The sequence below is a fragment of the Bacillus sp. 105MF genome, assembly GCF_000374885.1.
In the GTDB taxonomy this organism is placed as follows: domain Bacteria; phylum Bacillota; class Bacilli; order Bacillales; family Bacillaceae_G; genus Bacillus_A; species Bacillus_A pseudomycoides.
Window position 1 is genome coordinate 59,742 of the sequence record NZ_KB895581.1, and the last position, 15,318, is coordinate 75,059.

The 15,318-nt window shown below is 34.0% G+C and carries 15 protein-coding genes and 1 pseudogene; 4 read left to right on the forward strand and 12 right to left on the reverse strand.

Annotated elements, in window-relative coordinates:
- The first annotated feature begins 94 nt into the window (after positions 1-94).
- Positions 95-916 carry a YwqG family protein gene (locus C564_RS0120900; RefSeq protein ID WP_018766694.1) on the forward strand — a complete coding sequence of 274 codons (822 nt, stop codon included), beginning with the start codon at positions 95-97 and terminating at the stop codon, positions 914-916.
- Positions 917-1,315: 399 nt separating this feature from the next.
- On the opposite strand, the gene C564_RS0120905 is transcribed toward C564_RS0120900, so the two are convergent.
- The 3 genes from C564_RS0120905 to C564_RS0120915 form a co-directional block, all read right to left on the reverse strand.
- Positions 1,316-2,599, reverse strand: coding sequence for an MFS transporter (locus C564_RS0120905; RefSeq protein ID WP_006094443.1), 1,284 nt, complete (start codon positions 2,597-2,599; stop codon positions 1,316-1,318).
- Positions 2,600-2,871: 272 nt separating this feature from the next.
- Positions 2,872-3,384, reverse strand: coding sequence for a hypothetical protein (locus C564_RS0120910; RefSeq protein WP_018766695.1), 513 nt, complete (start codon positions 3,382-3,384; stop codon positions 2,872-2,874).
- Positions 3,385-3,765: 381 nt separating this feature from the next.
- Complete coding sequence (locus tag C564_RS0120915) at positions 3,766-4,332, reverse strand: undecaprenyl-diphosphatase (RefSeq protein ID WP_006094441.1); 567 nt, start codon at positions 4,330-4,332, stop codon at positions 3,766-3,768.
- Positions 4,333-4,575: 243 nt separating this feature from the next.
- Between C564_RS0120915 and C564_RS37630 the strand changes: the two are divergent.
- Positions 4,576-4,902, forward strand: a pseudogene (locus tag C564_RS37630) (RNA-guided endonuclease InsQ/TnpB family protein); the annotation flags it as partial.
- A gap of 143 nt (positions 4,903-5,045) precedes the next feature.
- Here the strand turns inward: C564_RS37630 and C564_RS33670 are convergent.
- Positions 5,046-5,342: a hypothetical protein gene (locus C564_RS33670; RefSeq protein ID WP_018766696.1), complete on the reverse strand. Its 297-nt coding sequence runs from the start codon at positions 5,340-5,342 to the stop codon at positions 5,046-5,048.
- Between the two features lie 186 nt (positions 5,343-5,528).
- Positions 5,529-6,125: a DedA family protein gene (locus tag C564_RS0120925; protein WP_026008647.1), complete on the reverse strand. Its 597-nt coding sequence runs from the start codon at positions 6,123-6,125 to the stop codon at positions 5,529-5,531.
- 477 nt (positions 6,126-6,602) lie between these two features.
- Here C564_RS0120925 and C564_RS0120930 point away from each other — a divergent pair, with 477 nt between their 5' ends.
- Positions 6,603-7,004, forward strand: coding sequence for a hypothetical protein (locus C564_RS0120930; RefSeq protein ID WP_003196738.1), 402 nt, complete (start codon positions 6,603-6,605; stop codon positions 7,002-7,004).
- Between the two features lie 100 nt (positions 7,005-7,104).
- Here C564_RS0120930 and C564_RS0120935 read toward each other — a convergent pair whose 3' ends face one another.
- The 4 genes from C564_RS0120935 to C564_RS0120950 form a co-directional block, all read right to left on the reverse strand.
- Positions 7,105-8,856, reverse strand: a complete 1,752-nt coding sequence (locus C564_RS0120935) for an MFS transporter (protein ID WP_026008648.1) — start codon at positions 8,854-8,856, stop codon at positions 7,105-7,107.
- A gap of 34 nt (positions 8,857-8,890) precedes the next feature.
- The gene (locus tag C564_RS0120940) at positions 8,891-9,430 is read right to left on the reverse strand and encodes a PadR family transcriptional regulator (RefSeq protein ID WP_018766699.1); all 540 of its coding nucleotides are present in this window, start codon (positions 9,428-9,430) and stop codon (positions 8,891-8,893) included.
- Positions 9,431-9,728: 298 nt separating this feature from the next.
- Entirely contained in the window at positions 9,729-10,373 is a 645-nt protein-coding gene (locus C564_RS0120945) for an alpha/beta family hydrolase (protein ID WP_018766700.1), read from the reverse strand.
- A gap of 154 nt (positions 10,374-10,527) precedes the next feature.
- Complete coding sequence (locus C564_RS0120950; protein ID WP_006094433.1) at positions 10,528-10,848, reverse strand: hypothetical protein; 321 nt, start codon at positions 10,846-10,848, stop codon at positions 10,528-10,530.
- A gap of 343 nt (positions 10,849-11,191) precedes the next feature.
- Between C564_RS0120950 and C564_RS0120955 the strand changes: the two genes are divergently transcribed.
- Positions 11,192-11,653 (forward strand): hypothetical protein, encoded by a 462-nt coding sequence (locus C564_RS0120955; RefSeq protein ID WP_003196732.1) that lies wholly within the window; start codon positions 11,192-11,194, stop codon positions 11,651-11,653.
- Between the two features lie 43 nt (positions 11,654-11,696).
- Here C564_RS0120955 and C564_RS0120960 read toward each other — a convergent pair whose 3' ends face one another.
- From C564_RS0120960 to C564_RS0120970, 3 genes are all read right to left on the reverse strand, one after another.
- A complete protein-coding gene (locus tag C564_RS0120960; protein ID WP_018766701.1) occupies positions 11,697-12,959 on the reverse strand; it encodes an MFS transporter in 1,263 nt (420 codons plus the stop codon).
- Between the two features lie 107 nt (positions 12,960-13,066).
- Complete coding sequence (locus C564_RS0120965; protein WP_018766702.1) at positions 13,067-14,698, reverse strand: YndJ family protein; 1,632 nt, start codon at positions 14,696-14,698, stop codon at positions 13,067-13,069.
- Positions 14,695-15,315, reverse strand: coding sequence for a DUF4166 domain-containing protein (locus C564_RS0120970; RefSeq protein ID WP_018766703.1), 621 nt, complete (start codon positions 15,313-15,315; stop codon positions 14,695-14,697). The genes C564_RS0120965 and C564_RS0120970 overlap by 4 nt, the downstream gene beginning before the upstream one ends.
- Between the last annotated feature and the right edge of the window lie 3 nt (positions 15,316-15,318).

Genomic DNA, 15,318 nt, shown 5'->3' on the forward strand with positions numbered 1-15,318 from the left:
ACACTAACGCTATTTCAACATAATTTTCAATATTTTTGATTATTTCCAGAAAATACAAACAAGTTGTTGTACAATAAGAATGGGGTGATACATTATGAAACAAACACTACAAAACGTGCTCGAAAAATATAGTGCCATGCATCTAGAAAAACATATTTTAAATTCTCTTGAGCCAACAATTCAAATTCGTCTACGTAAAGGATCTGATGAGCAAATAGCAGTGGGAACCTCAAAATTAGGAGGTTTTCCAGACTTACCTGATGAATTAAAGATTCCAACATACAACGACATACCGTTACACTTTATTGGACAGCTGAATTTAGAAGAAATACAACCTTATCACAAAGGAAACCCACTGCCTACGAAGGGCATGTTATATTTCTTTTATGACGCAGAAGAACAACCATGGGGGTTTGACCTAAGAGATATTGGAGGTCATCGCGTTCTGTACACGGAAAATATAGAAAACCTAAAACGACGAGAACTTCAAACAGAAGTGTTCCCTCCTTCCATCATCTCCTTTCAAGAAACTTGGACATTAGCAAAAGAAAAAGTCGGAGAAACAGGTTTATCAAATGATGATGAATGGGATATTTATAAAGAAATAGAAGAATTGTATATCGATGGATTGCATCATTTACTCGGCTCCGCACAAGCTATACAATCAGAAGCAATGGCGGAAGAGTGTCATCTTGTTACAAACGGAATCTATTTAGGAAATGGGTACCCCTCAGATCAAGAGATAAAACATTTGCCTGGCAGCGCCCAAGATTGGATGTTACTGTTACAACTTGATACCAATGATGAATCTGAAATGGATTGGGGAGACACTGGCTTATTATATTTCTGGATCAAAAAAGAAGATTTATTGCAAAGAAACTTTGAAAATACATGGTTGATTTTGCAATGTTGTTAAATCAACCATGCATTTTCAACATATCTCCTCTGTTTCTATACTGTAATTCGTATAAAGCGAAAAAGAATAGAAAAAATGGCCAACTTTTTCTACAAAGTTGGCCCATCTATTATAATTTCAGTTCTTCTATATGAAAAAGCTCAATAACCGCTTGTGTACTCCTCTAACCCTTAGTTTTTGCATCACATTACTAATATGATTGCAGACAAGCCTTCTACTAAAGTACACCTTTTATCAGCGGAGGGCTTCATCCTCTACTAAGCTATTAAAAGAAGATATACCTCTTACAATTTTATGAGATTCATTTTGTGCAGTAACTTCTTTGATTTCTTTTAGTAACTATTTATCCATCTCTTTTTCTCTGTCAGTACAAATCAATCTGCAAAACTTTCAGGACTTCTATTTTATTTCATGTTCTTCACCTTTTCTAGACCATATCACAACAGGAATGAGTAATAAGGCTAAAGCCCCTCCAGCTAATGATAATGCCGCATAACTCGAATTCGCTACCACCATGCCTGACATCGCCCCCCCAGAAGCTCCTGCCAATGCAATAAAAACATCCACTTTCCCTTGTGTCTTTGCACGCGTTAAAGGTTCTGTTGCATCAACAATTTGAGCAGTGCCACTTATTAATCCAAGGTTCCATCCTAATCCAAGTAAAGAAAGAGCAATGATCAGGAGAATTAAAGAATCGCTCGGTGCAATGGCAGCTACCACTCCCGCACTAAGTAGTATAACTCCGGAAGCAATACTCATTGCCATTCGACCAATCTTATCAACAAGAATTCCTGTAACGAGTGATGGAAGGTACATTGCTCCTACATGAAATCCAATAACAAGGCCCACTTCATTTAATCCATGTCCATGGTGTTCCATATGTACGGGAGTCATAGTCATAATTGCAACCATAACAATTTGAGTAAGTATCATGACGATGGCCCCAACTGTAACGCCCCTTTTATTTGCTATCGATTTCTCAGTTATCGCACGCCCTTTATTTGTATGTTCCTGTTTATATGTTTCTATCCTGTTCGCTATTATTAATGGATCTGGACGAAGCATAACGAAAAGTACGAGGCCTGCTAACAAAAATGCAGCTGCTGATAATATGAACGGACCAGCAAGTTCAGGAATACCAATAGAAAGAGCAAAGCTCCCCATTACCCCTACCAAATTTGGTCCTGCTACCGCACCAAAAGTCGTCATAACCATGGTAATACTAATAGCAGTTGCCCTTTGCTTCTTATTTGCTAAATCCGTACCGGCATAACGGGCTTGTAAATTTGTGGCTGTGCCTGCACCATATATGAGTAAGGAAGCAAGTAAGAGAATAATACTATTTGTTAAAGCTGCGATTACAACACCAATAGCACCAAGCCCTCCTACCATAAATCCTGTCGCAAGCCCGATCCGGCGTCCATAACGCTGAGAAAGCCTGCCTACTACTAAAGCTGCTCCTGCAGATCCCATTGTAAACATGGCTGCTGGCAATCCCGCGAATGCATCTGTTCCAAGCATTTGCTGCGCAAGAAGTGCGCCTACCGTAATTCCAGCAGCCAATCCCGCACCACCAAACATTTGTGAAATACTTACGATCACTAATGTTCGTTTATATATCTTTTGTTGTTCTTCTACTGTATACATATGATTCCTTATTGAACCATCAGCTGTATCAAGCATTTTCTCACCTTCTTTATGAAAGATTTTCCTTTTTTAAATGTACTATGTTTAATGTTTCATATTCAATAACATTTTCATCCGTTCTTTTCTTTCTAAAAGAGAAAAACAAAAAAACTGCCCAAATACTTTGATTTAGGGCAGTTTTTTCTTAGGCACAAATGTTTTTTATTTATTAAACTAAGATTCTCTCATTTATTTGCAAACTCTACACATCACATTGTTAATATGATTACGAATAAGCCTTCTTGTTACTAAATTTATCTTCAATTCTTTTATCTACCCCATTTATTCTCCATTACTTTAAAATACAAATTTTCAAACTCACTAAAATATTTACCATAAAACCCTAACATTTCAATGTAAATGTTAACAACTTCAACTAAATCAAAATGATCGCCATTTTTAGCTAATTCATAACTATCATCAACACTATATAAATCACGATATTCATCTTCCCAATACAAACCTCTGTTGACTAAAAGTCTAGTTGTGGATTTAATTGACTCTTCAATCATTAGCTCATTTCGTACTAACTTTTCATGAATTACAGAAAGAGTTAATTTCACAGCATACTCTTCATCAACTATTCTACTAAACTCAAATAACTTCCCTTCAATATCATCTATCTTTTCTTTAGACATTAAGGATATCTCAATTATTTCATATGGCGGGCTGTCACTCACTTCAATCACTTTATCACACCATTGAATTACTTCTTCTTTGCTCCACAATCCGCAACAAAGCCCTAAGCCATAAATACTAGTTAGTTTTTGAATGCAATCCAAAACTTCTCACCTTCAATTTCTCATATACATTTTCATTTAGTTTTAAACCCAGTATACGATACATTCATTTAAAATTATAATGTTTAAATTTAATATTATAATATACATTACATAATTTCTTTACAAATGCTTTCTATCCCTTTGAAGATTTTGGTGCATATAGAACCTTTCTGCCTTTCTGAGGAATGAGAAAAAGTATTGAGTAAAATTCTCTATAATAAAAAGAACCAACCCTCGATGATATCGATGATTGGTTCTTTTACATGATTTCACAATAGAACATTTTTCAATATATACTTACTAAAAATCGTGTAACCATGTTTCTACTATTATCTATTCTCCTATGCGCATGTTAGCACTCATCCAACCGACTCGACTCTTTTAGCTAGTTTTCCCTTGAAAAATAGGTTTCGCAATTAATGTAGCGAAAGGTCGTATTTTAAATACAACGTACTGCGTAAATAATGCTATTAATATTCCATGTACACATCCTGCAATTACATCCAATGGATAATGTACTCCTACCCATATTCTCGAAAAAGCTACACCAAGTGCTAAGAAAAACCAAGTATATTTAAAACGATAGGCAGATAGCAATAGTGTAGCTGCAATTACAACAGCTGATGTTGCATGATCACTTGGAAAAGAAGAATTGGCAGCATGATCTACAAGTTTTGTGATGTTATGTGAGACAAAAGGACGCTCTCTATAAATAAATATCTCGATAATTCTATTGATGGAATACGCTAAAGTAAACGCAACAATCGATTGAAAAGCCATTACACGAAATTGAGGTTTATTCTTTATCCATAACAGGATGAGTAGTAACACGAAAGCATATTGTACATATTCTGCAAATATAATCATTACATCATCTATCAGTGGATATTGCTGTACCTTACTATTTATAAAGTTGAACCATTCATAATCTAAGTCTTTAAAATTCATTACATAATCTCCTTTATTGCTATAGAGTCCACGCTACATTTCAACAAAATATACCTTTGGACTCTAATAAATTCTTATTATATTTTTTTATTGTTTCCACCTACAAATCATAATCTATTCAATTTTAATAAGATTACTCACAATGTACTATCTTATTTTGTGACATAAACATTACATTTTTGTAAGGTTCTTTTTTCATTTTGATAGTTTAACTTATGTAAAGTGTTTATATGAAAAGATTTATCGGTGATTTGTATAGAGAATCTCGATATCCGAAATATGGTTCGGAATCGAAAAGTGTCAAAGTCGATTTCTGATGTGGGCTAGGGCGCTTTTCGCAAGATGCTTTTGTAAAAGTGTGAAAAATTTGGAGGTCTACTTGTAAAAATAGATCCAGCATACACATCACAAGATTGTTCAAGCTGTGGAAATCGCGTAAAAAAATCCCTATCGATTCGGACACATATTTGTACAAAGTGTGGAACGATATTAGACCTGGATCACAATGCGAGTCTAAACATTTTGCAAAAAGGATTAGAACAATTACATGTGAGAACGACGGAAGACTGAAACTGAAGGACAAGGTTGTGTCCAAACAGTATAAACGGCGCCTGTGGAGAATATGTAAGACTGCTTGGGAACCCCAAGCAGGAAGCCCCTTCTTCAAACAACTCATAAGAGTGTTAAGAAGGAGTCATTCACAAGTCAACTACTTAGCTCATTCTAGATATTGTTTGAACTATAGTTTGAATTCCGGTTGAAATAATAGATGCATTTATATTTCTTGCATCTATTTTAATGATATTTTCTTTATAAAAATTTGATAAATAATTTTCATCAATAGGCCTCAATAGTACATGTTCAGCATGTAAACGTTGAATCAACTCAGTTGCATTCATATTTTGCGGTAAGGCAAGATGTAACTTTGTATCAAGAGAAATCGACCTTTTATAGTCAATGCTAACTTCACAATCTTGGAGTTGTCTTTTAATTTCTTGATGTAATAGCATCGATTTTTTTGCATATTTTTTGTAAGTCGCTTACTGTGCGTATGAAACATGCCACTTTTCAAATAAACCTCCAGCGCTCCTTGTGTAATAAGGCTTGTATCATAATCAATTACTCGTTTTAATGCCAAAAAATTACTGAGAATATCTTGAAGTGGGAGTATTACTGCTCACGAATAACGGGATAACTTAGTTTCTATCTTTTTTGAAGCGAAAATATACAAAAATCAAACCCACAAGGATAACTAGCACAATTAAAAGAATGAGGCTATAACGGTGAGCATAGTGTACTACATGACGCCACTTTTCTCCCAGTTCTAATCCTAACTTGATAAAGGTGAAACTCCATAATAATGCTCCTGAATATGCATAAAGGCAAAAAGTCCAAAATCGAAAACGAGAAATACCCGCTAAATAGGCAGTAACATGGCGAACCCCAGGAATAAAATAGCCAATAAATAATAAGGCAGGACCAATCTTCTGAAACAAAATCTGTGTTCGATTTATTTTATTTTCTGTAATATGTATTTTCGGACCAAATTTCTTTAAAAACGGAATCCCAAGTTTCACTCCTAACAAATAACTAATAGTAATACCAATTGACGAACCGATACATGCACTTAGTAATGCAAGTAGAAATTTCATTTCCCCTTTATATACATAGTACCCTACAAACGTTAACAACGTTTCATCAGGTATCGGTAACCCGATAATTCCACCCACTAAAGCAATAATAATCCCGAAATATCCAAAATGCGAAATGAGATAATGTAATTGTTGTTCTATTGTAATCACCATCCATACCAATTACGAACTGGTATCTCAATCATTGAGACACCTTTTTAAACAAAAAACATTATATACCTCCTAGTATTATTCCAATAAACCCCATTAAAATTCTAACCGTATAACTTATTTCCGAATATAAAGTGAAACTTCCATCAGTGGGAGTCTTCACTTCCCCGCCGATGGTTAGCTGAACGAATCGAGCTTTTACGGGATAAAATGTGTTACTCCACTTTTTTCTATATTTTCAAAATGAAATTGTATTGATTTCTCTTTTTTATCCAAATATAATTAAATATGGATTTTGTATTGTGCTAATAATAGCCTTTATTCCATAGTGTGTATCTCTAGAATTAGAAATATAAAAGATAAATAAGCAAGTTATATAAGATTTATGGTTTATAAGAAAAATCAAAGTTAACAAAACAGATAAAATTATAATATGGGGTTACACAAAAACGTTTGGAGTGTGTACATATGGTATACAAAGATATTCTAAAAAAGATCCATGATGCACCAACTGATTATGATTTTAGTAAATTAACTGAATCCATTATTGATGAAGAATCTATGCTTAATGGTATACCCCAAGATTACATTATCTTCTTAAAAGAAGTTGGATATGGATCTGTTTCTAATGCGTATTTTATGTTCTATGGAGGACTTATTGAAGCGGATGAAATATATGACGCAGATGAAAATCCAGAAATAAAAACTGTTTTATTATTTGGTGATAACTTTGCTGGCGATGCGATAGGCTTTCAAACTACAAATAACTGGGAAATTGTTGAGATTTGGCATGAGGACTTATCAATCGTACCGAGAGACGAAACGAGTTTTAAAGAATTAGCTCAAAGCATATTTTCAAAAGAGCTTTAAGCGATTAGTCACTTTATCTAAAATAAAAAAAGCATTCCACCATTGCAGTTGTGGAATGCTTTTCTCTCATTAATCAAATCATATTAATTCCTTATTTACTTCACCATCCCTTACTCGTTAACCCTTTTCTTCTCCTACCAACTCGAAACTTTCCTTTATAAAACACCAAACTCACCAAACCACAAAGTAAAATAATTGGTGCACTTACTTTATATAAATCTGTAAAGCTCATTGCCATCTTATTTTCGGCATAATGACTAACATCATTTGAGAATGCAAGGATATCTTTCTTTATACTTTTTTCTTTTTCTTCCACTTCTTTTGTTACTTGCCTTGTAATTTCTTCTCTTTTTCCTTCTCTATATTCCACTGGAACTCCATTTAAAGCTTCATTCACTTTTTCATGAATCAATTTCTCTTTTTGTTCCTTGCTCAAGCCGAGATTGTCTTCACTTTGTTTTTTTTCAGCATTTGATTCTAAACTTTTATTTCGGATTTTTTCTTTTGTTATTTGCAATATTTTTTCTTGCTCAACCTGATCCACATGAATATTACGAACTTTCTCTTCAGCATAACGATAAACATTGTCTTTATTTACAGATAGATTATGAGTTAAAGTTGATACAAATATAGCAACAGCTAATACAATCCCTACTTGTCTCAACATCGATACAATGCTTTGGGAAGCGGTTAGTAATTCCCCTTCAAATGAAGAAGCACTTAAAATCGTAATGGGACCTACGACTAAACCATATCCAGCACCTAATATCATACAAGGAATAATAATATCTGCACTTGTTGAATCTACTCCTATCATTTGTAACCAATAATACGCTATGCTCATCACTATGAAACCCGATAAAATAATAAAAACTTTCCCAAGCTTTTTAATTAGCGTTGCAGATAGTGGGGAAACAATAAATATCATTGCTGAAATAGGTGTAACTAAAAAAGCCGCTTCCATTTCTGTTCGATATTGTATTTTTGTAAGAAAAGTCGGAAGTAAGACAGTTACTCCAACCAAAAATAGATTGCTTAATATGACCACAATAGATGCTCCAACAAAGGTTCGATCTTTAAATAGCTGCAAATTCACCATAGGCGCTGAAACTTTTCTTTCGACTAAAATAAATAACAAGAGAGAGAGAATACTAGTAATATAGCAAACCCACGCTAAAGTACTCAACCATCCCCATGTATTTCCCTTTACTAATACGAGGGTGAAAAAGAAAATTGCTGAACTACTTAGTATTAATCCGATCCAATCAATTTTCGATACAACTCGTTCTTCATTTTTTATTTGTAGCATACTAAAGCATAAAACAATCCCAATAATACAAATTGGAATATTGACAAAGAATACCCATCTCCATCCTAAATTTTGTGTAATAATCCCGCCTATTACAGGGCCAATCGCAGCTGATAAACCTTGTGTTACTCCTAAAATACCAAGCGCAATATGCCTCTTAGCTAACGGAACTGCTGATACTCCAATTACCATACTCGTCGGAAATAAAATTGCAGCTCCTATACTTTGAATAAAGCGAGAAAAGATAAGAAAATCTCCCGTATTCGCAAAGGCACAAAGCGCCGATCCACCACCAAAAACGATTAAACCAATGATGTACATCTTAGCCTTTCCAAAAATATCAGCAATACGTCCTAACGGGATTGCTAGCACCGCAATTGTCATTGTATACACATTTAATATCCATGACATTTTTTCTAATGACGTATTTACACTAGATTGTATTACTGGTAAAGCGATGTTCATAATGGTGGTATCAATCATACAAAGAAAAATACCTAAACACATCAAAAACACTATCTTAAGCCCCCTTGATTGCTCCATTGCAATCTCCCCTTTTATAAATTAGCACTTCTTTTTATTCCTTGTTTTCCCTATCTTCTTCCAGTGTAAGTTGGACTAATTTCTTCTTTAATATCTCAACTTGCGCAGCATACGATGCAATACCAACATCAAGCGAAATCTCCTCTACAAATGTTATACCCTCTCTCCATTCCTCATATTTCAAGCGAAGATCTGCAATATATGCTTCTTTCCTTTTAATTTCTTCTTCAATCCATCTCTTCATTGTCTCTCCATCAGCATAATTACCAAAATACATTCGCATTAAAAAGTCCGAGCGTAACACATCCTTCTCTACATCAGTCTTCATATATTGATAAAACTCTTCTCTTCCTTCATCCGTTATGAAGTACATTTTTTTATTTGGCTTTCCCTCTTGCATAATAACCTCTTTTTTGATTTTCCCTTCCTTCTCTAACTGCCTTAAAGTTGGATAAATCATACCAAAGCTTCCATCGAAAAAATGAGTGAACACATCTTCAAATACAATTTTTATGTCATAGCCAGACAACTCTTTTTCCATCAATAACCCTAAAACAACATCTCTTCCTTTCATTCAAGACACCTCGCAATTCATATAATCAACAATCATATTAACGATGTTAATATGATTGTTGATTATATATTATATTTTAGTATTTGTAAAATGTAACCAATTAAATTTTCATTTCATACCCTGTAAAGAATTTAAAACAAAAGACTATGTAGAAAAATCCTAACGGGTTCGGATTTGAAGTACAAAATTAAAAATAACCATTTAAAAAGAGGTGCAATTAGCACCTTTTTTTAAATGGTTATTTTAGCAAGTGAACTAGCACCCAAATTGGTGAACTTTTGATAATATCAGTTTATCACTAATTTGTCCTAACGGTTTCTTGGAGTTTTTCCATTACCCTTGATAAAGCTAAAATTGAATTTGTTGTTTCAAATTCTCCAACATCTAAGGAATGGTTTGCATTTTGGACAACATCAATCTTTAAATTTGATTTACTTAATTGGTCAATTTGATTTGAATTGTAATGATGGTCTTTATCCCCGATAACTAAAAGCCCTTGATGATGACTATTCAAGATTGAGTCAAAAATCGAATCAGACTTTATCAGAGGAGTGAGTAAAATCATTTTTGACTTTAAGAATTCATCTCTCTTCATTAAGTCATTCGCAATTGGAATTGTTCCGAGTGATTTTCCTAAAAAAATCGAATTGTTGTATTGCCCATTTTTTAAAGCATCTAAAATCACAGGATTAATATCATCCATTATTATTTTGGTTATTTCTTCAATATTTTTTTTCATTGTTTGCTCATCATAGGCGTAATGGATATGGACAACATCGATTTTGTTTTGGAGCATTACCATCGTCGAATAATAAAACAAGGGTTTATCGTAATTGTAACCTGAACCTGAAAACATAAAGCAAATCGTTTTGGAACCCATTTCTATATGTGTATAACTAATCGCTTTATCGTTTGTTTGTATCTCCTTTTTCTTTCCTTTCATCATTTTCCCCTCCGAAACTTTTATAATATTATAACATAAATTACCAACTTCTCTTTTTATTTTTCTTAACTTTCGCAAAAAATAAAAAAATCAATATCACAATAATAATCCCGCCTATAAACATTTCTTAATTTACTCATTCATAACCTCCTTACTACTTAGAATTCATATTTTGTCTCTGATAATCAAGAGGAATATCCACCGCAAATTCTCTATCTGCAATTGGTGTATTTACAACAAAGGACTCCGTTTCTAAATAACCCACTACCTCTCCTTGTTCATTTCGATTTTCATATTTCAAAACAAGTCCTGTATTTCGATCAAACCAATAATGAAATATTTTTGCTTGAAATTTTTTAGCATTAGCACCTATAAATTCTCCTTGAACTACAATTGTGTCATAACCCCTATACGTTTCATGTTGGTTTACTATATTCCCCTCCTTCGCCAACTGAATTAGTAATGTTTCCTCCACGTTTTCACCTCCCCATATTCATCCTATCTATTTATTACCTACCAACTTGAAAAAAGTTCATTTTCTTCCTGTAGAATTACATATAAAATAAAGCTAATCCTTCTATCAACTAAGAAAGATTAGCTTTATAACTCGTGCATATACACAATAAGATAATTTTCTATCTTCCCGTCCAGTGCTTTCTTATCACTTCTACGACAATTCCCGGGTTATCCCAGTGCAGCATATGTGTCGCGTCACTTTTCTATAACTGCTAAATCAAATATACATGCATAACTTCTTTAAAATTAGAAAATGCTAACAAAATCAAAACTATCCGCTATAGCGAATTGGAGAATCATACATGACAAGAAAAATATTATTCTTACTTGCTTTCATATGTTTTGCAGTTCCACTTCAAACAAGCGCTTTTACTTTTGCAGAACTCCCTGTTACATCAAAATCTAAGCAGTGGTATATTGAAGTTGATAAGGCTAAGGATCCTCAAGCATTACCATCAAAAGCAGATATGTTTCATTCATACAGCTTGCTTGTAAAGAATATCGGTAAGGACGTATCTAACGTATCAGTTGAAATACGTCACAATAACCCGAAATCAAAAGCCTCTTTCAAGCCTTTCAACAAGTCTGATATGAGCGTGTCATATAGTCAAACTAGTTTTACAAAAATGAAATTCCCATTATATGAAGACGCCAATTCATTTGATATTGTTATTAGCTGGGAAGAGAAAGATTTTAGTTATAATGGTCACCCCGAAAAAGCAGAAAAACAATTTACGCAAACATTTGTATTTCAGGAACAGTGAGCTCTACCGTTTAACAGGGCTTACTGTTTTTTGTTAACCTATATTAATCAAACTTGCGAATGCTCGGAACAAGTAGCGCGATTGCTACTACGACAATTGCTGCAATAGCTAGAATGATAATTGTCACAGTACCACCAATTATATTCGCCAACCAACCGACAACTAAATATCCTAACGGCAATAATGCAAACGATCCTAACATATCAAGACTTGCTACCCTTCCGAACGCTTCTTCTGGCACGAGTTCTTGCAAGCTCGTTTCCCATATTAGGCCAAAAATCATAATTCCAAACCCCTCTAATGCCATTAACCCTATTAATCCTGGTGCCCAAGAAACAAAGGGCATTAGTAAAAGTGACATCCCACTAATGAGAACACCTCCATAGGCAAGCAATCCTCGTTTATGCCACCTCTGTCTCCCGCCAAAAATAAGAGCTGCCACAATAGCCCCAGCTCCAGAACACGCCATTCCAAGTCCATAAACAAACGGTTCAAACTGATGATGTATATTAAATAGCCAAGGGATTAATACAACGATAATTCCTGCGTAACAAATATTAATAAATGAAAATGCTAAAATTGTAATCCAAAGCCACGGATGGCTTTTTAAAACAACAATACCTTCTGTAAAATCTTTTTTGAGATTCATTTTTTGATTTGTTTGTTCCTGTACTTTTTTAGCTGTTACATCTTTTAAAAACAATAAACAAATAAAAGATAACAAATAAGTCAATGCATCTAACCCAAACCCGATTCCAGCCGATGCAACTGAAACAATAAGCCCGCCAAGCGCTGGGCCTATTAAACGAACGCCTTGATTACTCATTTGCGTTAATGCGTTAGCTGCATTCCGAATTTCTGGCACGAAAACCCTTGCTCGCACCGCTGCATATGCCGGTTGAAACAGGCCTTCCATTAGTCCATATACTGCTACTAATACATATAGAATATTGATTGTTAAAGTATCTGTAAAAATAAGTGTCGCAAGTGTTATCATCACTATGCATCGAACAATATCAGTAAATAACATTAATTTAACTCGATTCATGCGATCAACGATTAACCCAGAAAACGGTAAAACAAGAATATTCGGAAGCATATACATAGCCATCGTCATTCCCATAACAACTGTTGAACCTGTTAACGTATATACGACTACTGGAAGAATTACCATTGTAATGGAACTTCCCAAGACGGAAAGAAGCTGTCCAATCCATAAAAAAGTAAAATGACGTGATTTTGTAACAGGTAACAATAAATTACTTACATAACTCCCCTTATTTTTTGTCTGTATTTCTCCTTGCATATGTATCCCCTTCCTCTAAACATCTTCCTTCTTTTTCCTTTTATTATAACATTTATTTTTTCTTTCTTTTCTAATAATTTAGTTTTTAGATATATCAAAAAAAAATTTCAACGACATCTCCCTTCCGTTCTCTCAATCTCATAATCAATCTCTAAAAACCTCACACCAAACACCCACATTTGATGGTGCGCTGTCAAAATCTGATCAGTTTTTTCTTTTATCGTAAAAGTCTCAGCTAACGGTAATCGAATCGTAAAGAAAGGGGTATGTAAATAAATCCCTTCGTCTCCTTTTGTACTCTCTCTTAACTGACTAGTAATGATAAGATCTTTGTTATCATTACGTAATTTTAAAATACCCGTCATATTAGAAAATGGTAGCGGCAAAGCAATATTCATATATGTATCTCCTCTATATGTATGCTGTGAATAAAGAGCTACAAAGATCGTTTCATCCTGCTCATTTTTTCGAATCCATGCCCTCACATCTTCTCTACCATCTCGTTCACCTTTTACCGCAATGATATTACCATACATAGCTTCCCATCTATTTCCCATTCCTAAATGAATTTGCTGTATATGTCTACTTATTTTTTCATAGAGAAAGGCAAAGGGCCGAAACCAACGAGACCACTTAATGTTTGCTTTTAATTGATAATTTTTCGTATGCTCATAAAAATCAATGATAAGTGGAGATACTTTTCTTTCATCAAACTCCATACTATGAAAATCACTCATTTGCTCTACAAGACCTGTATACTCTTTCTTCTTTATGAAATCCTGTTGCAAGAAAAGCGTTTCCCCCACTTTCATCTTCCCTTTGATACGACTCATCGGTTTTCCATAATGAATGTAAGCTGGCACATTCTTTTCAATCATCCAGCCAATAAAAGCAGGCAATGTTACACCAATTCCATTCACAACACCATGAATCCAAACCATTTGCGTAATTGTGATCGTCATAACTTGCTTAAAGTTCCCATATGAGTATACTAACGAAAATAAAATCGTTATCATAAGTGTGCTCGATGAAATGATAAGAAGGATTTTTGCAATTATCGAAGTGAATTTTGTTTTCCATACATAAACACCATAAGCATAAAGTGAGATGAGATAAATTAATACCGCAAAGAACTCGAATGTTCTTGAATAAGTAATACCAATCGCTACTGTCATCGGTGAAATAACAATAATAACCGTGATAAATTTATATAGTTTACTTTTCTTTTGTTGCTTTCTCCCAAGTAAACCTACAGATAAAGGTAGTAAAAAGGCTGAATAATGAAAGTGAGCTGCTGTAAGCAAAACAATATCTGAACTAAACTGCATAATGGATATATTTGCTACAGAGGCAAAGAACCAAAAACCACCTAAAAACAAATAAATAAATCCGCTATCAATTGCCGTCTCTTCTAAAGGCTTCCATCCTCTTTCTAGTAACCTACTTACGCCGAATAATGCAATAATGCCTGTATATATAAACCAAATCATTGCAAATAAAAAATAATCTGTTATGAAGGCCAGCATCGCACTGATTGCAGCAACCGGATAAAGTAACAATACAAATTTATAAAATAAAACCTGTGACCCATCTCTTTTTTCCTTATCAACAATGCATAATGACATTGGTATAAATAAAAAAACAGATAACACTATGATACATTCAACGGGATTTAGTTTCGGCCATTCCAATATAATAAAAACCATATAACAAATAAGGCCAAGAATTATATTTTTCATCTAGTCTGATCCCTTTCTACAAACGTTCCCTTATATGAGAAAAGCGGGCCAAATAATGGATTTCGTACTTGAACATGAATTTTGTAACAGTTTAATGCATCATCATAGCTCTCTATAACTTTCGCCTCTCCATATAAAAATTTGGGTAGTGGTATTTTCTTCCCAAGTATGTAAAACCATTGTTTTTTTGATGAGATATGCATTGCTCCTTCTTCATCAACATAAAAGGCAAGTGTTGATACGAGCAAGTACGGTTCACCAAAGTAATCAATAATTTCATTCTGTTTTGTATTCAGGTACATAACGGCATTGAAATAACGTTTTTTGTTATCAAACCGAAACATCCGATTCCACCTTACAAAAGCATTTCCTTTCGCATCCTCTTCAGCAATATTATGTATTGTAAACGGTACTTCTTTTCCTCTTTCTGAAAAGAACATGCGAAACTTAGATGCAACTCTTAAAAGCATCTTGACAAGAAACGATCCTTCATCAATTTCATCCATTTTCCCTTCACCTATAAAACTATTGTTTTCCGTAATTGCATAACGTTTTTGTAATTTCGGGTGTAGCTGCTGATAAGATTCTCCTAATAATACTTCATAGATGCTAGCCACGCA

What these genes read in the sequence shown, in the direction of transcription:
- C564_RS0120940 (WP_018766699.1), bottom strand. Translation starts at nt 9,430, where the DNA reads ATGAAAGGAAGAGATGTTGTTTTAGGGTTATTGATGGAAAAAGAGTTG.
- C564_RS0120935 (WP_026008648.1), bottom strand. Translation starts at nt 8,856, where the DNA reads ATGGAGCAATCAAGGGGGCTTAAGATAGTGTTTTTGATGTGTTTAGGT.
- C564_RS0120965 (WP_018766702.1), bottom strand. Translation starts at nt 14,698, where the DNA reads ATGAAAAATATAATTCTTGGCCTTATTTGTTATATGGTTTTTATTATA.
- C564_RS0120905 (WP_006094443.1), bottom strand. Translation starts at nt 2,599, where the DNA reads ATGCTTGATACAGCTGATGGTTCAATAAGGAATCATATGTATACAGTA.
- C564_RS0120955 (WP_003196732.1), top strand. Translation starts at nt 11,192, where the DNA reads ATGACAAGAAAAATATTATTCTTACTTGCTTTCATATGTTTTGCAGTT.
- C564_RS0120945 (WP_018766700.1), bottom strand. Translation starts at nt 10,373, where the DNA reads ATGAAAGGAAAGAAAAAGGAGATACAAACAAACGATAAAGCGATTAGT.
- C564_RS0120900 (WP_018766694.1), top strand. Translation starts at nt 95, where the DNA reads ATGAAACAAACACTACAAAACGTGCTCGAAAAATATAGTGCCATGCAT.
- C564_RS0120960 (WP_018766701.1), bottom strand. Translation starts at nt 12,959, where the DNA reads ATGCAAGGAGAAATACAGACAAAAAATAAGGGGAGTTATGTAAGTAAT.
- C564_RS0120930 (WP_003196738.1), top strand. Translation starts at nt 6,603, where the DNA reads ATGGTATACAAAGATATTCTAAAAAAGATCCATGATGCACCAACTGAT.
- C564_RS33670 (WP_018766696.1), bottom strand. Translation starts at nt 5,342, where the DNA reads ATGCTATTACATCAAGAAATTAAAAGACAACTCCAAGATTGTGAAGTT.
- C564_RS0120915 (WP_006094441.1), bottom strand. Translation starts at nt 4,332, where the DNA reads ATGAATTTTAAAGACTTAGATTATGAATGGTTCAACTTTATAAATAGT.